A 20,037-nucleotide genomic window follows, 5' to 3' on the forward strand; every position below is an offset into this window, starting at 1 on the left:
TTTAACAGTCCTTATGATGAGTAATGGCCTGATAGTAAGATGGAATAACGATCGGGCTTTTGGAGCGGTCATATTGGTTGATGGCCCATACAATAGCACGACAACACCATTTGTAGTTGTAGCTAAGACGTTTTCCGCTTAACCACTCATAATCCCAATCATTGCCCTCATAGCCATGCAAACTAAGGTTAGGGAATATCTCTGATTCCCATTCGTCTATCGTACCAGCATGACGGTATTCGCATAATTCAGCGTTTTCAAAGTGCTCGATAGCATCATTTTTGAATGCTTCGGTTATCGCTTCAATGGTTGGGTACTCGTCTTTTATGTCTAAGCTTAAATGCACGTAATACTCAGGAATGTATTCTTCTGCTAGGTAGTTAATGCGCTCTTTGATGGATTCGAGCACATAGTGGCTGTCAAACACCTCGTATCCAGCGAACCGGCTAACGGATTGCAGTTTCTCTCCCCAATAGCCGTAGTTAACACGTAGCTTGCTATCACGGAAAAACTCGAACATATCGAATAGACGGCTGAAAACAAACGTACCCATATCGCCGCTAATGCACAAATGACCGTTCCAAGTGGTAATGTCGAAATAGCGGTTGCTGGTGTTTGGTTGCTTAAAGCGTAGGTAACGACACACACCGCCATCATCATTGATGATCGTCATTTGGTGGTTACGAACGTCTTTTAGGAAGTCTTTTTGTGTCACTGAACGGCTCATCGTGTCTGCTCTCTTTCAATTTCAGCTAAGATCTCTTTTGCGGTCTGCTCATTTAAGCTAGGTTCGCGTTCTTTGCTGCATTTAGAGCAAAGGCATTCGCCGCCGCTCTGAATGATATGAGTCAGATTATCTAGCAGTGAGCGTGTTTCGATAGCGCTAGGCGCGTTGCTGGTGGCATTGTTAACGCCAATAGCAAGGAAGTGACGCCCTGAACGGGCCAGCTGAACTATGTCCATATCATGAACCTTGGCGAGTTTAAGTAAGGCCGTGGTTAGTGCACCAACCATAAGGTGCTCTTTTTGAATATGAATACCGGACCTTTCTGCCATCATCGGTGCTACCAGTTCTAGGGAAGCCAAAATAGAACTAGCCATCTTGTTTGTTGTTACTTGGAACGCTTCATCTACAGGCTGATCGTTAATGCTCATGTTTTTAGTCCTTGATTAATGGGTAACGGTAGGTAATTCGGTTGTTAATGCTGGCTGTTCGAATCTCGGATTGAATCCCGCCTCGAAAGGTAACTTGCCTTGTTCGTCAGGGAAGAACAGTTGCACAAAGCTGATCTCATTTTTCACGTACTGCGGGTTGTACTTGTAGAAGTCCATCGTTTGTACTGCGATTTCATCCACCAGCTGTTTAGTCATTGGTATGGCGGCAACATAAACGGGCATGGATTCGCCCTTTGGTGACTGTATCAAAGAAGTATTTCGGCCCAGCTCTACGCCGTGCTCATTCCAATGCTCAACCAATAGGTTAATGAGCGTTACAGCGGTGGCGTACTTGCCACTCATTACAACCACATCGGGCCAACCTTTTTTAGCCAGACCAATGCTGTAACTAAACGCACTGGTGCATTGGATAAATGATTCGTAGCGCTCGATACAATCACTCATTTCTTGGTGTTTTTCTTGCCGTGTTAGTAGTGCCATAAGGGGAAATGCTCAGTTAAATAGGTTTTGTTGGTCGCCGCCGTCTTTCTTTGGATACCAAAGCGTGTAACAGCTGCGGTCGCCGCTTGCATAAACGCCATTACGCTGCATTCGATAGACTGAATCTCGTTCAACGCCGTGAATATTGGCGAAGTCAGCGGGGTCTTTGAAATACTCAGCAATAAAGGCTTTTAGTGGCTGGATTTGCATTAGTTAGAACTCGTTTGCGTAGGCCGTAGCGAGCGATAACTTGTGATGAATGTTTCGCTCGGTCGTATCGGCCTCAATGAACTGATCATCATCGAGGATGAGAGTATTTAGCGTGGTGTCATGAGCTATCTTGTGTTTCTCGATGAGGTAAACCGCATCACAAAGGTTCGTCATAAACGACACTTGGTTGCTGTCGCGTTCATACATGGCCGCTGCGTTCGTAACGGTTTCATCAAAGAAGCAAGAGAGGCTAGGCCAGCTGTGTTCCTCGGTGGTGGCGTGCTCTTTAAGAGCGAATAGGTGGCCCACGGTAAAGGCGGGTTCGTTAATCAGTAGCTTTAGCTGGTGGGCCAAAGAGCCACGTTGAATAACGGCCATATCAGGGGTTAATTGCTGGTTATTGCTTAAAAAGCGTTGAATTAGATTCATGCTTAATGTGCTCAGATTTGTTTGTTTGTGGCGGCCAAGATAATGCTTTTTTTGTCGGATGGCAATTAAAACCATTCCGAACAATAAATTTAATTGTTGCGTTTCAGCTTTGTTCTAGTTGATTAAATTATCTGTTGCATTGTTTTTAGATGCTGTGATAGATTCCGCACCATTCCGAACAAGCTATCGAGTAGCATAGAAACATGGCTTATAGAAAAATCCCTACCAGCAAAGGCGATACGGTCATTTTGAGAAATGACGGTGTATTAATCGTGCTTGGTATAGACAAGGCGATCGGTCCTGTTGGGAATATCTGTGTGTCGTGGAACGTTGAAAGCATCGAAATTGCAGAGGCATTTGTAAATGACGCAAACGCCGAAAGAATACGCAAAGAGCTGTCTCGTTTTTCGTTTTGCGCTCAATTTGTAAACCAATTAAGTGAGGCTTTGAAGAATGCCAATACCCAAAAAGCAACTCAGCTTGCTGGTGGAGTTAATGGAGGCGCTACCGCTCGACGGTACGGCCTACGAAACACCGCCTCAAATCGAGTATATCCCGCACGATGAGATCTACATTGGGTACTTTGACACAACCGTAATCGACAAGATGCAAGCGCTTGGAATTATCCAACTACTCGCAGTACAGGACGATGAAAGGCAAGTGTTGAAGATCATCGAGCGCGAGGACTTCTTAGCAAGTTGGGCCGCTGGTGTTAATGAGGCGCGTAATGGTGCAGATCTCCATTATGCAGACTACAGCAACAACCAGTACGCGTTTAGCGCCGGTTACGAACACTGGCATAACCGCAATAAAAAGGCGTTGAAAGGGAAATTAACGCACTACTCAAGTGATATTGAGTACGTCTGTCACGGGTTCAAGGACCAATCAACCAGCGACATTTGGCAACAAATCTAAATTAGGAACATGAGCAATGAATCACTTACAAGTAGCGCTACTACAAGACATTTTACTATCGCCTAAAACTGGTTATGAACTAACTAAGTCTATGAAGCATGAGTGTGTTTGGCGTGCCAGCCACCAGCAAATCTATCGTGAGTGTAATCGTATGGATAAAGAGTCTTTCCTATACGCGGAACACAAGCCAAACGAGGGTAAGCCAGACGCGAAGATCTACCACGTAACCGAACAGGGCCAAGAAAAGCTCAACGAATTGAAGAACGAGACTCCATACAAGCTTGAAACGTTCAGACACCAAGCTGTAGTGATGCAATTCATTGGGGGCTGTGAAGCTTACTTTGAACAGGGCCGAGAAGTATTAGGTAAGGAAATCGAGCGACTAGAAAATCAGATTGAGAAAGCAGCTGGCACGCAGTTAGCGGCCCGTCTAACGTTCGAGCTTAATATCCGTAAAGTTGAGCTTGAGTTTGTGATTAGCAATCTTGAGGAAGATGAGGTATGCGCGAAGTAACAAAGCGTTTTTATGATATGCCGACCATTCGCCGGTTCGCCACGGCTATCAAGAACAATCAAACGGTCACACTTAAATCGGATGTGTTAGAGCCAATATCCCACAAAGTGTTTCCCGATAGCGTTGAGTTTATTTGTCGAGTAGTAGGGCATGCGTCTGAACTTTCTCGACCGGTATCAGCAAGGCTTGAACGCTCTAAGATTATTTCTCGATAGTCCAGATACAACAAAACCGCCACTAGGGCGGTTTTCTTGCGGCTGGCGAAACAAACAAAACAAACTCTGAACAGCAATATTCAGACAGCGCCAGCCTTTAATGTTCCCATTGAACAAGCAATAGAAACATGAGCAACACGAATACTAGGGGGTTTTGATGGCTTTGACAATAGCGCAGAGGCAAGAAAGGCAAAGAGTTAAGCAAAAAGAGGCCATGCAACGAGCTAGAGACAAGCAAATTGCCAAAATGAAAGATCCAGCTGAAAAGGCCAAGCGACTCGCTAAGGCCAAGAAGAAGCAGGATCAGCGTATAGCTAAGATTTGTTCGCCAGAGTACCAAGAGCAGCAACGGAAAAAGGCGCTAGAGAGGGCCGAACGGGCAAAGGCCAAGCAAGCAGCAAAGCCACCAGCCAAGCGAAAAGCTACCAAGGGGTTAAAAGGCCGCACGGCCCTAGCAGAAGAACAACGGGTGATGGACAAGATCGGTACGCTTCCATGTATTGCCTGTTTACTGCATGGCCGAGACAATCCGATCGTCTCATTGCATCATGTGTTTGGCCGTACTCGCATTGACGCGCACAAGTTCGTTTTGCCGCTTTGTTGCTGGCATCATGACACTTTGCCGGAAAAGGAGCAGCGCGAGCAGTACCCTGATCTATTACCGGTCCACGCTAAGGGCAAATATGGTGGTAAAAAGCAATTCAGTGAGCACAATGGAACAGAGCTGGAGTTACTGGTTAAAGTGTACGAAATGCTCGGTTTATCGCTCGAACCATTGAGCCAGTTCGATATAATTATTCCGAACTAATATACATAACACTAAGCTTTTAGTGATAAGCTAATATTCCCCGTCTAAAAAAGCGCTTCAAGGGTCAATCAATGGCAAAGAAGCGCATAGCAATACTCACGTTATCCTCCGGTGAACCTCGATTGATGCTGGCTGGTGTGGATAACGGCCAACTATTCATTATCCAGTGTGACCGCTTAGAACGCTCCATGATGAGCTTGAAACTCACGCTACCAGACAAGCTCAAGAAGCTAAAAGACAAAGGCTTTGTTGTGCTGGTGGATGAGATTTTGCCGTATTTCTACAAGTACGGTCGAGCGGTCCGACTTTCTGATCTCGATGCCAGTGGCCGTCCTATCATCGTTGCGGCGATGGAGGCATACAACAACCTACACGCGCTGGGTGGTATCACGTACCCGCGTGATGCTGGTGGCCGCTTCGAAGTATCACCGTCAGTCGTTGACGAGGTAAGAGGTACGGACGGTAAGACCGTATATAACATCGACTGGAACGAGTTACAGCCTGACACGTTCGCTCTCATGTTTGCGGTCTACGCGGCCACGCAAGACAACCTACTGGACCGGTCCTCTCTAAAGCAATTCTTCGCTCAACTAAACAAACCGAAAGAACCAGAAAAGCCGATCCAACGCCTACAGCGTGTTTTCACGCGCAAGGACGAAATGATCGCTGATGGCAAATACAGACACGGGGGCGAAATGGAATGAGTAACTTATCTCGACTCTCTGACCAGAACATTGCCGATCCGGTCCTACGTGCACACTACTATCGCAACGTTATTGATTATGTGAACACCGTAGACAGTGACTTAAAAGACTATGAAATCAAACTTGATGAATCGTACCGGCCTGATTTGGTCGCTTTCCGTGCTTTGGGTGATGCTCAATTGGCGTGGCTTGTATTGCTTGTCTGTGAAGTGGACGACAGCGCCGAGTCATTACCAGTGGGTGAGACGATAAAGCTACCTAAAGCAACTTGGGTGCGCCGTTCTATGCGTGAATTTATGGATACATACGGGTTGTAGCCATGCCTAAAAAGTTCACGCCAGAAAAGACAGACAACGGCTCTTATATTTCAGCTGGCCTCAATGCCAAGCAGTTTAACCAACTGTTTAACAAGATTGAGCAAGCGCAGAAGAAGAACCGCCGTAATGCCAAGCGCACGCTAAAACCAAGCACGCTTACTAATCCCACCAGCAAGGCGTTAAAGGCGCTCGGTGAAAAGGCCAAAGGGCAGCGGTTTACCAAAGACGACTTAATCAAGTTCGATAAGGCCAGACAGCGACACAAGGAAAAGTACGACAGTCGAACAGCTGGCGTTACGTATCACTTTCTGGTGAAGAACTCGCGAGAAATCGACGTTAAGCGTGCCAATAACCGTGTTGATGATGGTTCGGGTATCACTAGCGCGAACCTGTACGCCATCAAGAACAACGTTGCACTGGTAAACGTTAAGGCTTCGAGTGTTTCCAAGCACCAACATCACCGCGTTAAGGTCCGTTTCGAGCAGTGGGATGAGTTACTACAAGAGCCGCCTAATGGTGATTACAACAAGGCGGTACAGCTGGCATGCGCTGGCCGTATCTCTTTTGATTGCGACTGTGGCCGTCACCAATATTGGTATCGCTATTTAGCGACGATGGGGAACTACTGTTTAGCTCCACCGAAAGAGTTTGCGTTCCCTAAGATTAAAAACCCTGAGTTATCGGGCGTTGCGTGTAAGCACGTTCTTAAAGCCACAACAATGCTCCAGTCATTAGCATGGCAACGCATTTTAGCCACGCAGATGAAGCAGCAAGCTAAACGCGTGAGCTATGGCAGCGATAACAAGGCGTACTTCCTCAACGAACAAGAACGCAAAGCAGCGGCCAAGAACCGCAAAACCAAAGTAGACCAAGACGCGGCCCGTCGAGAACATGACAAGTACATGCGCTCTCAAAAGGCCATGCAACGCAAGCTGGACCAACAAAAACGCGAAAGCGAACGCACTAAGCGCCAAGCGAGAAAGATCCGCAAGCAAAGCAACAAGATTAAAGAGCTAAACGACATGCTGAAAATGGGCTTCCAGAACTTCCATGACGGTTACAAGCTCCAAGGCAAATCTAAGCAAGAAGCGATAACAGACTTTGCCAAAATGATGAACGTTACACCGAGCAAGTTAGAGAGGATCGTTAAGTGAGTGAAGTAGTACAGCCAGCGATTAGAAAGCCTCGCTTCCAAGGCCATGAGCCATTCAATAGCGTTCTAAGAGACGATTGGATAAAGGCTATCAAGTTATCACCTGATCACTTTGATGCGTCCTTATATCGTCCTGTAGGTCCAGAATCGACACAAACCGAGGACGGCTACGAGAAAGAGAACGTGTTAGAGCTGGACACTAACCAAGATAACCTAACTTATGGTGATAGTGAGCTGGTGGCCGTGCTCGATTGTCCGGATGAGCAAGAGTCGTTTTTCATGATGAATGATGGCGATGCCAATCTAGGCGAATCTATCGAACCTCTTATGCTTCGGATCGGTGCGCACAACATACCGGTAGGCAGTGTGCTGGAGTGGGACGAAGAAACGGCCAGCGGCATAAGAACCGTATGGTGGTACGTACATAAACAGATTGGTTATGGCACTGCTAACGTAGGCGTGATTTATATCTGTATTCCTATGCGCGACTTTAATCAGCCACCAGAGCTAGGAGAGGGCGAAAGTCCGGACCTAGAGCCAGAGTCCGAACCAGTGGAAGATTCTTTACCAGAACCGCAAGAAAACTTACCAGAATCAGGAATTATTGAGCTGTGAAACGAGTTATTTATATCGCAGGGCCAATGACCGGTATTGAGCACTTCAACCGGCCAGCTTTCCACGCCAAGGCTCAAGAACTGGAGAAACAAGGCTGGATAGTCATTAATCCGGCTACATTGCCGCTAGGACTACGACAAGAGCAGTATATGGATATTTGCCTCGCGATGGTTCGAAGCGCTGATTACGTTGTGATGCTCGATGGCTGGGAACAGTCAACCGGTGCAAATGCGGAATATGCGCTAGCCATATCGCTAGGACACACAATTTACGATGAAAGCATGCGGTTGCTATTGCCGTATCAGGTCCAAGTAATAGCCGCCTAATTTCCTACCTATCCCCGTCATAAAGCGCCACTCCAATTAGGAGTGGAAATGACATTGAACACTAGCCGTAAACAAGTACCAGCAAGTGCAAAGGTACTTCACAAACTCGCGCCTAACTGGCGTTACGCAAACCATATTCTTAATTTTGGTTGTGGTCGATTCCCTGACTTAACCAAGGAATATCTGACCAATTACCACAATCAGATCATGAGCGTGACCAATTACGATCCTAATTCCAAGGATGAGGACGTAATCAAGGACATTAACGCCATCGATGCCAGCCAAAAGCGTTTCTGTGTGGTCCTTTGCGCGAACGTGCTCAACGTATGCAAGGATCTGGATTCTGCATTGGACGACTTAGCCAAGCTCGATTTTGATTGTGCCGTTATTCAGATCTATGAGGGCAACCAAACCGGTAATGGCCGTAAAACTCGCGATGGATATCAGCGTAATGAGCGCGTAGCTGCTTACATGCCACCGGTACTAAACCGCTTTGGCAAGTTCGACGTTACGTTACACCGCAGCTTCAAGGTGATCACTATCATCAAGGGCCGCAAATTCTATGAACAAGAAGCGGAAGCGCTGGAGGGCTAACCATGCAATACGGCGAACCGATCATTGAATTTCCATTTGATTATGATGAGTTTGACGGCGCGGTTGAACATACCGAGCTGACCGATATAGATCGGGCGGTCGGTTCGTTCTTCCAGATGATCTTAGATTCGCTGGTGGTAGTGGATGGCAATCGTAAGGAAAACGAAGAATTTGCCCGTTTCGTGTCGCGTGAGAGACAAACCAAGCTATACGCGGGTGAGTTTCTAACACCGCAAGACTTCTTAACCAAGCTAACGGCCAAGACCGGCGAACAGGTGAAGTCCAAACGCAATGAGTTGCTACCAGTGGCCTATATCACTCGCGATCCTGTTGTTGGTTTTTCTGAGGGTAGCGAGTACATCGATGTTACCGCCGCCGCCATGCTTACCAACGCCGCAACCGGTGAGAAGTACGCACAAGTAAACAAGTCCTTTGTGCGCCTAACGTACATCATCACAACGCTAGCTTGGAGCAAATCAACGCTTTCACGTATGGCGCTGGGCCTCATGATGTGGACACGACATAAGAAGCGTGGCCGCAAACATGTATTCCAAGCAGAAACACAATTGGCCGGTTCGCCAGTTCAAGTAAACATCGAGCTAACGGGCATGTTAGACACGATGGCCGAACCAGCAGAGATCGACCATGAAAGCACGCGTTTATACGCATCAACACTTCGCTTTGAGGTTATCAGTGAGATTTACGAGGCCGAATCAATGAGCGTTAAGCAAGGCCGCGTAGAGGTTGGCGAGGGCAAGCTGTATGAGTAAGGAATATTTTCTAGTCCAAAAAGTTGTCACCAACGGAGAGGAAATCAATATCGAGCATGTTCACATGTTCGCTTATATCGAATCCGGCTCAATGGACGGAAATAAACTCATCATGGACGTGATGGACCAAGCCGCTATCTATCGTGACAATTTCAAGATCCAGAAAGGCTCAATCTTAAACGTCACACTGGCTGATACTACCAACCGAGGGGATCAAGTTTGGATTGAAAACTTTGTGGTAGGTAAGGCCACCAGCGAAAACGGCGAGCTAAAAATTGAAGCATTCCACCAAGATGCGCACTTGCTTAAAGAACAGGTGATTAAGCCTCGATTCTTTGTGAACAAGCAGCCTAGAGAGATTCTGGCCGAGCTGTTGCCGCATTTGAAGTTAGAGTGCGATATGTTCGACAAAGGCGCGACTTACCATCTTAATGCTGGTGGCACTAAATCACGCCTTATTCGCATTATGGCCCGTGACTATGGCGCTATGGCCTTTATCAATCGTGGCACGATGTATTTTAAGTCTATTAAGAACATCGCCATGACTGAGCAATTTAAACTTGAGTATTCGAACCCTGACAAGGCCGATTATTCGATCGCTCGATACTCAATCATTGGCGAAGAAGCGCTTTTTGAGAGAGTATTGAACCGTAACTATATCGCTTGGGATACCGTTCAAGGTATGCAGAGCGCTGGCAATGGTCCAGCTGTTGTGATCAGCGTAAACCAAGCCAAGGCGCTCAAGAACCAGCGAGTTTCTATTATCCCCGTCCTCGATGTAGAGCTGACCGGTAACACGCAATTTAAGCCTATGTGTGTTTGTTCAGTCCTATTTCATAAGCAATTACCTGTTAATGAGCTTGATGAATCCTTGCCAGAAAAGCAGATCATCAACCAAGTGGTGCACTACCAATCAGGGAATCGCTATCAATGCCGCTTAGAACTTGGAGTGAAAAACCTATGACCGAGTTTAGCGATAACAGAAAGCGAACCAATGTATCTAATCGGCTCTATGGCCGTTATCAGGCTCAAGTAGTGAACGTGGTACATCCAGAAAAGTTATACATGGTCAGCGTGCGATTGCTGGCCCTTTGGGATGCAATACCAGATGAAGATCTTCCGTATGCAGAGTTCATGTTACCTTTGGGCGCAAAACCAGAGCACGGCCATGCTGTACCGGTCGAAAAGGGCGATCTGGTTTGGGTCGAGTTCCCGCGCAATGGCGATACTCGATACCCGCTCATCACTGGTAGCGTTTACCATGCGCCTAACTATCAATCGAACTTACCTAAAGAGGTTAACGGCATTGCTTACGAGCCTAAGCGCTCCAGCGGCGAGCCAACGCCACCAGCCTATGACCGCAAAGATGATCTCTATGAGCGCTTTGGCCTACGAGAAATGAAAACGCATGCTGGTGGCTGGTCCATTACGCACGTTAAGAGCGGCACGGCCATCGAGATACTACCTGACGGCCAGTGTGTCATTCATACCGAGGGCAAGCAGTATCGAAGCGCTACGGACAATCTAAACGAACGATTCGACAAAGACGTGATTATCAACGTTGGCGGCGGTCGCACGCTACAGATTGGCAAGGATCTACGCATCAACGCTAAGAACATCATCGAGAACGCGGATTTAATCACGTTCAATGGTGGTACAGGAGTAGTAACAGGTGAGTGCATTTGTGCGTTTACCGGCTTACCTCATGGCGATATTTCATCTTGTGTAAAGGCTGGTAAGTAATGGCACTGAGTAAAAGCAGCTTAGAGGCGCGTATAGAGGCCGTGTTTAAGCGTTACGGGTTTAAGACGCATGGTACTAATGCTTTCGCCTTTGTCGTCAGCAAGGCGATTGCAGAGGCCGTGGTAGACGAAATTCAGCAAAATGCGCAAGTACCGGTAACGGGTGGCTCATCAGCCGGCACATACAAAGTGAAATAGTCTATCGGTAATTATTTCTGTATGATTGCACGCTATTTTAGGAATACAATAAATAGCGAAAAATGACAGAAACAATTTTACTTCCTATTCCCTTGCTGGCCGCTATTGTCGCCTTAGTGATTGTTTGCATAGTCCGAATCCATCGGTACAAAGCAGAGCTTAGACGTTCTAAGTTCTTTGCTATTCAGCCGATAAGCTCAATGCCAGAGCACCGCATGTTTAGCAATGGTACGTTAAGTATCATCGTTGATAGTGTGAAGTACAACGGTTGTCAGTTCTACCTAATGGACGGCGAACTGGTAAAGGCGAGCTTTGTTATGGAGACGGGAAAACACGCGTCTCTATTCCGTTATCTAAGGAGTAGCGGGGTGAGGGTGGAGCAAGTATCATCAAGAGAACTAGGTAAGGCCAGCTAATAGCTGGCCTTTTTTTATTTGGGCCAAAAAAAAACCGCCGTGATCATGAGATCCGGCGGAATGGGGAAAGAGAGTCCGTATCCCCACATATCAACGTCAGTTGGCTAGTTAACAAAACATCGCTGCCTTGTCGGGGTGGAGTATAAAACCCATTCCGAACCAGATCAACAAAACAATCAAACAAATTAACTCTCTTTCGTATGGAGGTACGTATGAAAACTGTTTGTATCGTTATTGGTCACAGCCCTAGTGATGGTGGATGTTATAACGAAACTCTCGGAATGAATGAGTATGATTTTAACGTGGTGATGGCCGGTCAGATTGCTGAAAAGCTTCACCGCCGCAACGTTAAGCCGGTCGTTCTATACCGTGATACTTACAACGGCATGATTGAGGACGTGAACAAGACGGGTGCAGACTTCGCGCTCGAATTACACTGTAACGGTGTATCGGATAAAGGCGTTAAAGGTTCAGAGACGCTTTACTGGTCCAAGTCAGTACCAAGCAAGCGACTTGCTGAACGTCTGCAAAAACCGATCGCTGCCTTAATCAACCAGAACAACCGAGGCATTAAGCCTATTGAACAAGGTGGCCGTGGCTGGCGCTTCTTGCGTTATACCAATATGCCATCAGTGATCTTAGAGCCGTTCTTTATCTCTAATGACGACTCATTGGAAATGGCATTAACACTACGCGAGCAGCTAGCGAATACCATTGCTACTGCGCTGGTGGAGCACGTAAAAGGTAGCTAATCATGGCACTACTTGATTTATTCACACCAACCAAGCCAAACAAGCTGATCAAAGAAATTGGCGATATGGGCGACAAGTTATTCACTTCGGATGAAGAACGTAAAGAGTTCTACTTGAAGATGGAACAACTATCGTCAGCGAGCAATAACGTGATCGCGAGAACTGGCCGTGCAGCGCTTATGTGGGCCTTGGCAATGGTGGCGGTGTACAACTGGATTGTGCGTGATGCTATTGGCATTTTCATGCACGTTAACTTACCACCAGCGGCGCTTGATGCTGGCGACCTGTTAAAGCATATCGTCGGAATTATTGCCGGAACGCTATAAACCCGAAAAATATTTAAAATTTTTTTTCGGCCTATTTCCCCACTTCCCCTATAGCGTTAATTACACAGACTTCAACGGCCTAAACGCTCTAAATCGTCACTACCTTAACTAACGCCTATATTTAGTTAAAAATCCTTTCAAATACATATAGTTATACTCACTTTTCACCCTGTTTTTTTCGTCAAAGATCTTAATTAATATCCGAAATTGAACATTTTTTACCGCTCTAATGCGGCGAATTTCATTCCGAACATGTTCTTATAAACAGTAAGGTTTTTGACACATGGCAGATAAGAAGCAAAAATTTAACGAGCGCATTAGCAGCATTGCAGTTCAAGCACAAGCGATGCGCAATCTATGTATCGGCTCTCAGTTTGACGCTACCACTGGTGAGTTTCTAACTGACGATGCGGGTCGCCAGAATGCGATTTTAGCGGCGATTGGTAACGAACCTATGTTCGAATCCCTAAGCCAAGAAACAGCTTTTGGCATGGTTAGCGGCATGCAATCAGCAATCCGTGAATTTGAACAGATTCATGGCGAGCTACCGCGTGACGAAGTTCTAGCGTCTGCATACCAGACTATGAACAACATGATGATGCTTGAGGGCAAATCAGCAGAGGGTTCGACTGGCGCAATGATGCTTGAGTCAATCGGCCAATCGCTATCTAACTCTCAAGGCGTAGAAATCCGCGCAAAAATGGTTGGTCTGGTTCTTCCAGTTCTACTAGATACAGCAACACTAGACGCTGTAACGATGATGCCAGCTGGTGCGAACGAAGTTGAGATCTTCAAAGTTTACCGCCGTACCGGTTCAAACTTTGGTGACTTCGCAGCGGGTACTGAAATCGACCAAGCAACGGTAGGTCAGTACACAGCAATGCGCCAACGCTACGAGTTCGCAGCGGCTCAACGTCCAGACGGTACTAAGAAAGCATTCGTTTTCAATACCGCTACGGATATGAAACACACCAAGTTCGCTATCCCGTTCACTAAGACCTCAGTATCGCTATTTGTGGACCGTAAACGCGTTTGTCGTGATATGGATTCTACAGGCGGCATGATGAGCGGCAAGTTTGCGCTAAACGCAGATACGCAAATCATCATCAACTGTCAGATTGATTACGCGGCGGGTAAGATCGAAGTTACTACAGCGTCAGAAACACCGCTACCAGCTGGCATCGAGCTACATGCTGAATTTGAAGTAGACATCGAGAAGAAACCAGAGCTGATCCCAACTATCGATCACGATATGGATTCTGTAACGATTCGTCCACGTCAACGCGCAGTAGCAGCAGACGCAACGATCCAAGCAATGTTCACAATGCAACGTGAGTTCGGCACTGATCTGAAATCAATGCAAATGAGCCACATGCGCAACACGCTAGCAGCAGAGAAAGCAACTGGTCACTTGGTTGATATGAACTTTGCTTGTCGTCGTGAGACAACTTTCAACGTGTACGTGCAAGCTGGTGAAGATTGGAAACTACATCGTGAACGTCTAAACGAAGTTCTACTTCGCGTATCAACTGAAATCCTACAAGCAACTAAGACAACGGGCCTAACTGGTATCTACGCGGGTACACAGGCTTGTAACCTACTTAAATCGCTAGGTTCACCAGCGTTTGTTGCTCCAGCTAACTACCGTCAGAAAAACTCTATTCACTACGCTGGCCGTCTATTCGGTATGTGGAAAGTGTTTGAAGCACCAGTGGTACTAGGTACTAACGAAATGCTTTGTTACGGTCGCGGTTCTTCTCACTCAGAAGCGGGTTACGTAGCTGGTGATGCTATTGCAGCAACTATGTACACGCATCCGATCGGTAAAGGTCTAGTAGCGTCTAACACGCTATACGAACTGTCCTACGGCGAGATCCACCCATACAACGGCGAGGATTACTTCTACCGCGTCAAACTTATTGACGAAGCACCTCAACAACCAGCAGCGGAAACCAAAGCCGCTTAATGGCGAAGTGAGCGGGTAACTACGGTTGCCCGTTCCCTTGGGGGTACTCGATGAAAGAAGTAACTGTATTCGTAACCAACCGAACACCTATCACGGTAACGATCCAAGGTCGCGTCATTGCGGCCCGTGCGATCGCACAGCCTATCCAAGTATTCAACGTAGACCGCTTTTGTCACGAAGTTGAGGCCGCTTATCCAGACGGTCAAATCGTCGTGTCTTTCGAGCAAGCAAAAGACCAAGAAGCAACACAGCAAACGTCCACCAGCGATGCACCGGCAGAACTGGCGAGCCTTGGCCTGTCCTCAAACGTTGAAAAAGCACTGGTTAAGCACGGTGTAAAGACGGTTCAACAACTCACAGAAATGACGGCGCAAAACGTTATTGACGTGAAAGGCATTGCTGACGCTGGCTTGCAAGAAATTGCCAAGCAGCTTGAAGCAAATGGTTTAACGCTAAAAGAGGCAAATGATGGCGAATAAGATTGAATTTGCAATGGATAACGTCTCACAAGTTGCCGTGTCACCGATCAATGCAGACGCGACAACTAAGCAAGGCACTGGCTCAAACAAGCTTGTCTTTGCTGGTGTAGTTATCTCCCAAAAAGGTAAGCCATACGAAGTATTGCGCGTTAACGCTGACAACTACCAAGATGTGCTAGGTAAGCCTTATCACTCAAGCCTTGGCAAAAACGCTGATCCAATGCGTTCACTGGCCGAAGCAGTAAGCGGCGGTGAGGGTCTGGTTGTTCGTGTTGTCCCAGCAGCGGCAACATACCCAGCAATCAAACTAACCAAACCAGCTGAAACGGTAGTTATCACTAACGAAGCTCTAAGCTACAAAGCCGATCTAGCTCTTGAAGATGGCGAGTTCCTAGCGCTAGCGATTAAAGACGGTGCACCGTCAGAAAACCGCAGCATTACGCTAGAAGCAGCTGACGCGGCCCTATACGGCGCCAACATGTTCGTGCTTACTCTAAGCGAAGAACTGGCAGCTGGTGGCGATGAAACGCTAGAAGAATGGATCGTATCACTCGATCCAGCGGGTACGGACCAAATGGGCGCTCCGGCGTACATCGAGACTGTACTTGAAGAACGTTCAGCGTACCTAAAATGTGTGTGTGATGCGGAAGCGACCAAGCGTAACTTAACAAGCATTGCAGCGACTAAGTTTACTGGTGCAAGCAATGGCGACATTAGCACAATCACCACTGACGACTACGCAGACGCAATCAAAGCGCTACGCACAACGGTTCTCTACTTCAACTACGTTTGCGGCCTAAGCTGTTACGACGAATCGGTACAGTCTGACCTAATGAAGATCTGTAACGACCGCCGTATTTCTGGCTACTTCGATATTGATCCACGCCTAACGCATGACGCAGCGCTAACCGCTAAACAGGGCATGAACCTAAACAACCATCGTGCATCATTCGTGCACTTGCCATACATGGCTAAGTGTCCAGTGTACAAAAATATGTGTGTTTGGGGCGCGTCTGGTATTGGCTTTGCGGCTAAAGCTAAAGGTGTTGCTAAGTCCTCTCCAGTAGGCGGTTGGCACTACACACCAGCTGGCGTTGAGCGTGCGGTTATCTCGCGTTCTGGTCTAACACCGATCAAAGGTGTTGGTGAGCCAAACTTCCAAGAAATGTACAAGGCCCGTCTAAACAAGCTGGCGACAGACGAAAACGGCGCACTGTTCATTGACGACTCTCTAACTTCTTCAACAGCTGAAAACTACTTACGTTTCGAGCAAGTGGTATCTATCGCTGACGCAATCTCGCGTGACTTCTACGCGCTTGCAAATCGCCTTAAACACCAACCTGACGGTACGACTCGCAAAGAGATTACCGATGGCATGGCAGCGATCTTAGAGGGTTACGAAGCGGTAGGCGCTCTAGTGCCTCCACGTAATCCAGAAAGTGACGGCAAAGAAGCATGGCGCTTAGAAGTGAAGCAAGTCGAGATCGATTACTGGAAAGTAACTTGGGCTATCTGTCCAACCGGCTCAGGCCGTCGATTCCTTGGTGAACCAATCCTAATCCGCTAATCAACAAAGGTAAGAACAGAATGACAACGATGTTTAAAGCTGGTTCTGTTCTTGCCCGTCCTTTCCAAATGAAAGAGGCGGTGCAAGAGCCGGACCTAACAGAGACAGCATTTTTTGAGTCAGTAGACGACCAGATGATGCTTGAAGCTATCCAAAAGGCAGCTGTAGTAGGCGAGCGCATGAGTGCGGCAGCGGCTTGTGTTCAGTGGGCGCACGGTGGCGAATCAAGCCTAGATTCACTTGATGCAATGCTATTCGGTTTGGCTGGTGGCGATGCTGACGGCGAACTTGAGCTAACTGACGGCCAAGCGGCTATGTACGAATCTCTACAAGCGCATGCTGGTGAGTTCATTGCGTCAATTTCTGACGCGCAAGAATCGGATCTTCTTGAGCTACAAGAGGGTGATTCAGAAGTGGCAGATCGCATTTTTGAATCGCTTGAAAACGGCCTAGAAAACGTCGATTCCGACGAAGCTATCGCAGAGTTTGCGGTCCGTGAATCAATGATTATGGAAGCCAAGAAAGCCGTTATTCGTGACGGTAAAAAGGTTTACATCAACACACGTAAACGCAAACGCCGCATGAGTGCAGCACAGAAAGCAGCTCTTAAAAAGGCACGCTCTAAAGCTCATTCAGCAGCAGCACGCGCATCACGTAAAAAGTCCAACCGTATTGCTGACGCAAACGGCATGCGCAAGTAAGGGTAGGCAATGGCTGTAATTGTTGGTGTGCCGTCTGACGATGGCATCAGTAACTACAACAAGTGTTACATCACCGGCCACGTTGGCGGGGTAGAGGTTACGGTCATTGGCTACATGACGGATGAGTGTCAACTATCGTTCAGAGCGCTTTGGGAGTCTCCATTTGAGGGCGACACAGTGGGTAACGCTGGCGTACTCGATAAGACAGCCTCAATCACTCAAACAATAGGTGAGCGCACCAGTAAGACGCTGTTTAACAGTGAGCAAGTTTGGCAGGGCAACGAGCCGCCAGAAGTGACGATCACTTTACGGTTTGTTGCCTATACCAATGCTAAATCCGAAGTCGATGATCCGATTAAGTACCTTTGCCAGTTCGCCTCTCCAGAGCTTCAAAATGAAGCACCGATCAGTGTGAACAATGGCAGCGTTCAGCTAGGTGGCCGGATTCCAGCGGAAGCGACATTTAACATTGGCCGCAAAGTGGTAATGCCTATGCGTATAAGCGAGGTTAACTACGATGTGAACGCGCCAAAGACCAAGAACGGTAACTTTGCTTACAACACAGTATCGATCACTGCATCACCTAAACAGATGGTCAACCAGTCAGTCATTCCGAACTATCTACAATAGAGTAAGAGTATTTATTATGGCAGCAGGTCCATTTAACGCTAAAGGCGATATTAACTTTCTAAAGCAAAAGTTCACTAAGAACTTAAACGCTGGTGAAAAGATGATGGGTACTGAGTTCGAGATGAAAATTCTTGAGTACCCTGATTTAACTGTTCTTGTTCGTTCAACGCAATTCCCAGCAATGGGTCGCGCTGACGTGGAAGATTTCGGTCAAATGGGTATGGGTATCATCCAAAACGGCCCATTAGAAAACAAAGGCGAGATCGCGGTAGTAGTGGTAGAGACGATCACTGGTCCAGTTCTTAAAGCGCTACGCAAGATCGTGCGCAATAAAGAAATGGTGACAGTGAGCATTGAGTCTACGCCAGAATCTACAAGCGGTACGGGCGCTGAATCTCACTCATTCAAGCTTGAGCACGTTAAGGTGCGTTCAGATGCGATCGACCTTTCAACTGAAGATACAGCAGCGCTAGTTAAGCCATCTATCACGCTTCAATACAACTGGTGTGACTTCTAAGTACCAAAGTCCTAGTAAGCAAAAAGCCGCTAATCAGCGGCTTTTTTTATCGGGGTATTGCTCACAATCAAGCTAGGGCATAGCCACCAGCTAACATCGAGCTTTCAATCTTTACAAGTGGTGTGATTGCTTTTTTCGCTACTTCGAACGTGTTTTTACTGTCCCATACATCAACCGCGTGCTGAATATTAAGCCAAAATTCAGGCGTATTACCAAGCGCCGCAGCTAGCTTGTTTGCTAGATCAGATGTTAAAGCAGTTTTGCCGTTAATCAGGTTGCTAATAGTGTTTCTATGTACACCAATAGCGCTCGCTAAATCGCTATTACTGATTGCTAATGGCTCTAGAAACTCAAGTTTTAGCATTTCACCGACTGTTACCGGTTTGCGTTTTGTGTTTCTCATTATTTGAATCCTAAGTATCCTGTTGATTGATTCAAAACTATCGCCAGTTTCAAGAACTGGCGACAGTGACTACTAACGGTAAGAGTGAGGGTCTAAGTACGTATCAACGACTTCTCCATCTACAAATTTAAAGATTAACCGATACTGTCTGTTCACTCTTATACAACTGTATCCGGCCAACTTACCATTTAGATGCTCAAATTGATTGTTTGGTGGTATCAGCAAGTCTCTATAGTCGGTTGCTGCATCAAGCATTTGAAGCTTTCTAAACAGGACGTTTTCTAAATTGCTTGGGATTTTTCTATGCGCAACGTCATTTTCATAGAAATCCTCTAGGTATGAGTCTCGAAACTCCATCGTTAAAACTCCGATTCATTTGATATTATAATTGCACAACGAGATTGTGCACGCAAGCACTTTTTGCACAACTTGATTGTGCAGCCATTTTTGATGTGTTCGAGCCTATCGCGCCCTTGGGATTCTTGAGTTAAGATTTAGCTGACCTATTCCCCGTCTTTGAAAATGCCGCTCAACTTGGAGCGGCCATGACACCCAATCAACTTCTCGAAGAAGTGAAAGCACGATTCCCTATCTTGCTTCACGATGATGAGAAAGCACTACTAAGCCTATTGAGAAAGGCGCTCGCCAAGTATCAAGAACTGGCTGGATTCAATGAAAAGCATCGAGTTAACGAGTCTGACTTAGACGAGTACGGCGCTTGTGATTTGCCGCCTTTGTTTGCGGCTCGCCTTGTCGTCAAAGATAAATCTGGCCGGTACGTTAAATCCGAGCATTGGCTAGGCAAGCTTGAGCTGACATTAAAAGGTACTGAGGTATTCCCAATCACGATCCTGTATCTACAAGACGTGATGAATGCCGATCTCGATACGTTCCAGCTACCAGCCACCAGCATTAGCTTGCTTGGTGATTACCTAGAGCTACTTATCAGCATTCCAAACGCCGAGCGTCAACGTCGAATCGCGACCGCTGGCAAGCTCGATACAACCGATATTCCAGCCGAACCAGACCTAGCTATGCGCAAGACAGAGCTTGAAACGTCTATGCGTGCCAACCGAGCTATCGTGCCGCCTATCAGCTTGCTAGGGGGCTAAAT

Annotated in this window: 31 protein-coding genes; 24 read left to right on the forward strand and 7 right to left on the reverse strand. The window is 47.0% G+C overall.

The features are described 5' to 3' along the window. Position 1: 1 nt before the first annotated feature. From FIU99_RS27010 to FIU99_RS27030, 5 genes are read right to left on the reverse strand one after another with little or no spacing between them, the layout of a single operon-like run. Positions 2-727 (reverse strand): hypothetical protein, encoded by a 726-nt coding sequence (locus FIU99_RS27010; RefSeq protein ID WP_152473043.1) that lies wholly within the window; start codon positions 725-727, stop codon positions 2-4. After that, positions 724-1,155 (reverse strand): hypothetical protein, encoded by a 432-nt coding sequence (locus FIU99_RS27015; RefSeq protein ID WP_152473044.1) that lies wholly within the window; start codon positions 1,153-1,155, stop codon positions 724-726. Before FIU99_RS27015 ends, FIU99_RS27010 begins: the two co-directional genes overlap by 4 nt. 15 nt (positions 1,156-1,170) lie before the next feature. Then, positions 1,171-1,656 carry a DUF4262 domain-containing protein gene (locus tag FIU99_RS27020; RefSeq protein WP_152473045.1) on the reverse strand — a complete coding sequence of 162 codons (486 nt, stop codon included), beginning with the start codon at positions 1,654-1,656 and terminating at the stop codon, positions 1,171-1,173. A gap of 12 nt (positions 1,657-1,668) precedes the next feature. Beyond that, the gene (locus tag FIU99_RS27025) at positions 1,669-1,866 is read right to left on the reverse strand and encodes a hypothetical protein (RefSeq protein WP_152473046.1); all 198 of its coding nucleotides are present in this window, start codon (positions 1,864-1,866) and stop codon (positions 1,669-1,671) included. 3 nt (positions 1,867-1,869) lie between these two features. Continuing rightward, a complete protein-coding gene (locus FIU99_RS27030) occupies positions 1,870-2,295 on the reverse strand; it encodes a hypothetical protein (protein WP_152473047.1) in 426 nt (141 codons plus the stop codon). 453 nt (positions 2,296-2,748) lie between these two features. Here FIU99_RS27030 and FIU99_RS27035 point away from each other — a divergent pair, with 453 nt between their 5' ends. The 23 genes from FIU99_RS27035 to FIU99_RS27145 all read left to right on the forward strand — a co-directional run bounded on the left by FIU99_RS27035 (position 2,749) and on the right by FIU99_RS27145 (position 18,520). Further along, the gene (locus FIU99_RS27035) at positions 2,749-3,210 is read left to right on the forward strand and encodes a hypothetical protein (RefSeq protein ID WP_152473048.1); all 462 of its coding nucleotides are present in this window, start codon (positions 2,749-2,751) and stop codon (positions 3,208-3,210) included. Positions 3,211-3,226: 16 nt separating this feature from the next. Further along, positions 3,227-3,724 carry a PadR family transcriptional regulator gene (locus tag FIU99_RS27040; protein WP_152473049.1) on the forward strand — a complete coding sequence of 166 codons (498 nt, stop codon included), beginning with the start codon at positions 3,227-3,229 and terminating at the stop codon, positions 3,722-3,724. Then, positions 3,712-3,939, forward strand: a complete 228-nt coding sequence (locus FIU99_RS27045; protein WP_152473050.1) for a hypothetical protein — start codon at positions 3,712-3,714, stop codon at positions 3,937-3,939. Before FIU99_RS27040 ends, FIU99_RS27045 begins: the two co-directional genes overlap by 13 nt. 157 nt (positions 3,940-4,096) lie before the next feature. Beyond that, the gene (locus tag FIU99_RS27050; RefSeq protein ID WP_253899484.1) at positions 4,097-4,747 is read left to right on the forward strand and encodes a Ref family recombination enhancement nuclease; all 651 of its coding nucleotides are present in this window, start codon (positions 4,097-4,099) and stop codon (positions 4,745-4,747) included. 71 nt (positions 4,748-4,818) lie between these two features. Then, positions 4,819-5,451, forward strand: coding sequence for a hypothetical protein (locus FIU99_RS27055; RefSeq protein WP_152473051.1), 633 nt, complete (start codon positions 4,819-4,821; stop codon positions 5,449-5,451). Then, complete coding sequence (locus FIU99_RS27060) at positions 5,448-5,768, forward strand: baseplate wedge protein 53 (protein WP_152473052.1); 321 nt, start codon at positions 5,448-5,450, stop codon at positions 5,766-5,768. The genes FIU99_RS27055 and FIU99_RS27060 overlap by 4 nt, the downstream gene beginning before the upstream one ends. A 2-nt stretch (positions 5,769-5,770) precedes the next feature. Then, positions 5,771-6,922 (forward strand): phage tail protein, encoded by a 1,152-nt coding sequence (locus tag FIU99_RS27065; RefSeq protein WP_152473053.1) that lies wholly within the window; start codon positions 5,771-5,773, stop codon positions 6,920-6,922. Next, entirely contained in the window at positions 6,919-7,536 is a 618-nt protein-coding gene (locus tag FIU99_RS27070) for a hypothetical protein (protein WP_152473054.1), read from the forward strand. The genes FIU99_RS27065 and FIU99_RS27070 overlap by 4 nt, the downstream gene beginning before the upstream one ends. Next, positions 7,533-7,862, forward strand: coding sequence for a DUF4406 domain-containing protein (locus FIU99_RS27075; RefSeq protein WP_152473055.1), 330 nt, complete (start codon positions 7,533-7,535; stop codon positions 7,860-7,862). The genes FIU99_RS27070 and FIU99_RS27075 overlap by 4 nt, the downstream gene beginning before the upstream one ends. Before the next feature lie 48 nt (positions 7,863-7,910). Further along, positions 7,911-8,456: a hypothetical protein gene (locus tag FIU99_RS27080; RefSeq protein ID WP_152473056.1), complete on the forward strand. Its 546-nt coding sequence runs from the start codon at positions 7,911-7,913 to the stop codon at positions 8,454-8,456. A gap of 2 nt (positions 8,457-8,458) precedes the next feature. Then, positions 8,459-9,226, forward strand: coding sequence for a hypothetical protein (locus FIU99_RS27085; protein WP_152473057.1), 768 nt, complete (start codon positions 8,459-8,461; stop codon positions 9,224-9,226). Continuing rightward, positions 9,219-10,190, forward strand: coding sequence for a hypothetical protein (locus tag FIU99_RS27090; protein ID WP_152473058.1), 972 nt, complete (start codon positions 9,219-9,221; stop codon positions 10,188-10,190). Before FIU99_RS27085 ends, FIU99_RS27090 begins: the two co-directional genes overlap by 8 nt. Continuing rightward, positions 10,157-10,969, forward strand: coding sequence for a phage baseplate assembly protein V (locus FIU99_RS27095; protein ID WP_152473059.1), 813 nt, complete (start codon positions 10,157-10,159; stop codon positions 10,967-10,969). The genes FIU99_RS27090 and FIU99_RS27095 overlap by 34 nt, the downstream gene beginning before the upstream one ends. Further along, a complete protein-coding gene (locus FIU99_RS27100) occupies positions 10,969-11,166 on the forward strand; it encodes a hypothetical protein (protein ID WP_152473060.1) in 198 nt (65 codons plus the stop codon). The genes FIU99_RS27095 and FIU99_RS27100 overlap by 1 nt, the downstream gene beginning before the upstream one ends. Positions 11,167-11,228: 62 nt before the next feature. Continuing rightward, entirely contained in the window at positions 11,229-11,582 is a 354-nt protein-coding gene (locus tag FIU99_RS27105; protein WP_152473061.1) for a hypothetical protein, read from the forward strand. A gap of 212 nt (positions 11,583-11,794) precedes the next feature. Then, the gene (locus FIU99_RS27110) at positions 11,795-12,334 is read left to right on the forward strand and encodes an N-acetylmuramoyl-L-alanine amidase (RefSeq protein ID WP_172974107.1); all 540 of its coding nucleotides are present in this window, start codon (positions 11,795-11,797) and stop codon (positions 12,332-12,334) included. 2 nt (positions 12,335-12,336) lie between these two features. Further along, on the forward strand, positions 12,337-12,660 hold the full coding sequence (locus FIU99_RS27115) for a hypothetical protein (RefSeq protein ID WP_152473063.1): 324 nt from the start codon (positions 12,337-12,339) through the stop codon (positions 12,658-12,660). Positions 12,661-12,943: 283 nt separating this feature from the next. After that, positions 12,944-14,626 (forward strand): hypothetical protein, encoded by a 1,683-nt coding sequence (locus tag FIU99_RS27120; protein ID WP_152473064.1) that lies wholly within the window; start codon positions 12,944-12,946, stop codon positions 14,624-14,626. A gap of 50 nt (positions 14,627-14,676) precedes the next feature. Beyond that, positions 14,677-15,105 (forward strand): DNA-directed RNA polymerase subunit alpha C-terminal domain-containing protein, encoded by a 429-nt coding sequence (locus tag FIU99_RS27125; RefSeq protein WP_152473065.1) that lies wholly within the window; start codon positions 14,677-14,679, stop codon positions 15,103-15,105. Continuing rightward, positions 15,092-16,672, forward strand: a complete 1,581-nt coding sequence (locus FIU99_RS27130) for a hypothetical protein (protein WP_152473066.1) — start codon at positions 15,092-15,094, stop codon at positions 16,670-16,672. Before FIU99_RS27125 ends, FIU99_RS27130 begins: the two co-directional genes overlap by 14 nt. Positions 16,673-16,692: 20 nt before the next feature. Next, positions 16,693-17,373 carry a hypothetical protein gene (locus FIU99_RS27135; protein ID WP_152473067.1) on the forward strand — a complete coding sequence of 227 codons (681 nt, stop codon included), beginning with the start codon at positions 16,693-16,695 and terminating at the stop codon, positions 17,371-17,373. A 9-nt stretch (positions 17,374-17,382) separates the two neighbouring features. Beyond that, the gene (locus tag FIU99_RS27140; RefSeq protein ID WP_152473068.1) at positions 17,383-18,003 is read left to right on the forward strand and encodes a hypothetical protein; all 621 of its coding nucleotides are present in this window, start codon (positions 17,383-17,385) and stop codon (positions 18,001-18,003) included. A 16-nt stretch (positions 18,004-18,019) separates the two neighbouring features. Further along, positions 18,020-18,520, forward strand: coding sequence for a baseplate protein (locus tag FIU99_RS27145; protein WP_152473069.1), 501 nt, complete (start codon positions 18,020-18,022; stop codon positions 18,518-18,520). Between the two features lie 67 nt (positions 18,521-18,587). Here FIU99_RS27145 and FIU99_RS27150 read toward each other — a convergent pair whose 3' ends face one another. Both FIU99_RS27150 and FIU99_RS27155 read right to left on the reverse strand, forming a co-directional pair. Then, complete coding sequence (locus tag FIU99_RS27150) at positions 18,588-18,923, reverse strand: HigA family addiction module antitoxin (RefSeq protein WP_152473070.1); 336 nt, start codon at positions 18,921-18,923, stop codon at positions 18,588-18,590. A 72-nt stretch (positions 18,924-18,995) separates the two neighbouring features. Continuing rightward, the gene (locus tag FIU99_RS27155; protein ID WP_152473071.1) at positions 18,996-19,280 is read right to left on the reverse strand and encodes a type II toxin-antitoxin system RelE/ParE family toxin; all 285 of its coding nucleotides are present in this window, start codon (positions 19,278-19,280) and stop codon (positions 18,996-18,998) included. A 188-nt stretch (positions 19,281-19,468) separates the two neighbouring features. Here FIU99_RS27155 and FIU99_RS27675 point away from each other — a divergent pair, with 188 nt between their 5' ends. Further along, positions 19,469-20,035, forward strand: a complete 567-nt coding sequence (locus tag FIU99_RS27675; protein WP_253899485.1) for a hypothetical protein — start codon at positions 19,469-19,471, stop codon at positions 20,033-20,035. Positions 20,036-20,037 lie beyond the last annotated feature (2 nt).

Origin of the sequence: Vibrio sp. THAF64 (assembly GCF_009363455.1) — a bacterium.
GTDB classification, from domain to species: Bacteria; Pseudomonadota; Gammaproteobacteria; order Enterobacterales; family Vibrionaceae; genus Vibrio; species Vibrio coralliilyticus.

What these genes read in the sequence shown, in the direction of transcription:
- FIU99_RS27010 (WP_152473043.1), bottom strand. Translation starts at nt 727, where the DNA reads ATGAGCCGTTCAGTGACACAAAAAGACTTCCTAAAAGACGTTCGTAAC.
- FIU99_RS27015 (WP_152473044.1), bottom strand. Translation starts at nt 1,155, where the DNA reads ATGAGCATTAACGATCAGCCTGTAGATGAAGCGTTCCAAGTAACAACA.
- FIU99_RS27020 (WP_152473045.1), bottom strand. Translation starts at nt 1,656, where the DNA reads ATGGCACTACTAACACGGCAAGAAAAACACCAAGAAATGAGTGATTGT.
- FIU99_RS27025 (WP_152473046.1), bottom strand. Translation starts at nt 1,866, where the DNA reads ATGCAAATCCAGCCACTAAAAGCCTTTATTGCTGAGTATTTCAAAGAC.
- FIU99_RS27030 (WP_152473047.1), bottom strand. Translation starts at nt 2,295, where the DNA reads ATGAATCTAATTCAACGCTTTTTAAGCAATAACCAGCAATTAACCCCT.
- FIU99_RS27035 (WP_152473048.1), top strand. Translation starts at nt 2,749, where the DNA reads ATGCCAATACCCAAAAAGCAACTCAGCTTGCTGGTGGAGTTAATGGAG.
- FIU99_RS27040 (WP_152473049.1), top strand. Translation starts at nt 3,227, where the DNA reads ATGAATCACTTACAAGTAGCGCTACTACAAGACATTTTACTATCGCCT.
- FIU99_RS27045 (WP_152473050.1), top strand. Translation starts at nt 3,712, where the DNA reads ATGCGCGAAGTAACAAAGCGTTTTTATGATATGCCGACCATTCGCCGG.
- FIU99_RS27050 (WP_253899484.1), top strand. Translation starts at nt 4,097, where the DNA reads ATGGCTTTGACAATAGCGCAGAGGCAAGAAAGGCAAAGAGTTAAGCAA.
- FIU99_RS27055 (WP_152473051.1), top strand. Translation starts at nt 4,819, where the DNA reads ATGGCAAAGAAGCGCATAGCAATACTCACGTTATCCTCCGGTGAACCT.
- FIU99_RS27060 (WP_152473052.1), top strand. Translation starts at nt 5,448, where the DNA reads ATGAGTAACTTATCTCGACTCTCTGACCAGAACATTGCCGATCCGGTC.
- FIU99_RS27065 (WP_152473053.1), top strand. Translation starts at nt 5,771, where the DNA reads ATGCCTAAAAAGTTCACGCCAGAAAAGACAGACAACGGCTCTTATATT.
- FIU99_RS27080 (WP_152473056.1), top strand. Translation starts at nt 7,911, where the DNA reads ATGACATTGAACACTAGCCGTAAACAAGTACCAGCAAGTGCAAAGGTA.
- FIU99_RS27085 (WP_152473057.1), top strand. Translation starts at nt 8,459, where the DNA reads ATGCAATACGGCGAACCGATCATTGAATTTCCATTTGATTATGATGAG.
- FIU99_RS27090 (WP_152473058.1), top strand. Translation starts at nt 9,219, where the DNA reads ATGAGTAAGGAATATTTTCTAGTCCAAAAAGTTGTCACCAACGGAGAG.
- FIU99_RS27095 (WP_152473059.1), top strand. Translation starts at nt 10,157, where the DNA reads ATGCCGCTTAGAACTTGGAGTGAAAAACCTATGACCGAGTTTAGCGAT.
- FIU99_RS27100 (WP_152473060.1), top strand. Translation starts at nt 10,969, where the DNA reads ATGGCACTGAGTAAAAGCAGCTTAGAGGCGCGTATAGAGGCCGTGTTT.
- FIU99_RS27105 (WP_152473061.1), top strand. Translation starts at nt 11,229, where the DNA reads ATGACAGAAACAATTTTACTTCCTATTCCCTTGCTGGCCGCTATTGTC.
- FIU99_RS27110 (WP_172974107.1), top strand. Translation starts at nt 11,795, where the DNA reads ATGAAAACTGTTTGTATCGTTATTGGTCACAGCCCTAGTGATGGTGGA.
- FIU99_RS27115 (WP_152473063.1), top strand. Translation starts at nt 12,337, where the DNA reads ATGGCACTACTTGATTTATTCACACCAACCAAGCCAAACAAGCTGATC.
- FIU99_RS27120 (WP_152473064.1), top strand. Translation starts at nt 12,944, where the DNA reads ATGGCAGATAAGAAGCAAAAATTTAACGAGCGCATTAGCAGCATTGCA.
- FIU99_RS27125 (WP_152473065.1), top strand. Translation starts at nt 14,677, where the DNA reads ATGAAAGAAGTAACTGTATTCGTAACCAACCGAACACCTATCACGGTA.
- FIU99_RS27130 (WP_152473066.1), top strand. Translation starts at nt 15,092, where the DNA reads ATGATGGCGAATAAGATTGAATTTGCAATGGATAACGTCTCACAAGTT.
- FIU99_RS27135 (WP_152473067.1), top strand. Translation starts at nt 16,693, where the DNA reads ATGACAACGATGTTTAAAGCTGGTTCTGTTCTTGCCCGTCCTTTCCAA.
- FIU99_RS27140 (WP_152473068.1), top strand. Translation starts at nt 17,383, where the DNA reads ATGGCTGTAATTGTTGGTGTGCCGTCTGACGATGGCATCAGTAACTAC.
- FIU99_RS27145 (WP_152473069.1), top strand. Translation starts at nt 18,020, where the DNA reads ATGGCAGCAGGTCCATTTAACGCTAAAGGCGATATTAACTTTCTAAAG.
- FIU99_RS27150 (WP_152473070.1), bottom strand. Translation starts at nt 18,923, where the DNA reads ATGAGAAACACAAAACGCAAACCGGTAACAGTCGGTGAAATGCTAAAA.
- FIU99_RS27155 (WP_152473071.1), bottom strand. Translation starts at nt 19,280, where the DNA reads ATGGAGTTTCGAGACTCATACCTAGAGGATTTCTATGAAAATGACGTT.
- FIU99_RS27675 (WP_253899485.1), top strand. Translation starts at nt 19,469, where the DNA reads ATGACACCCAATCAACTTCTCGAAGAAGTGAAAGCACGATTCCCTATC.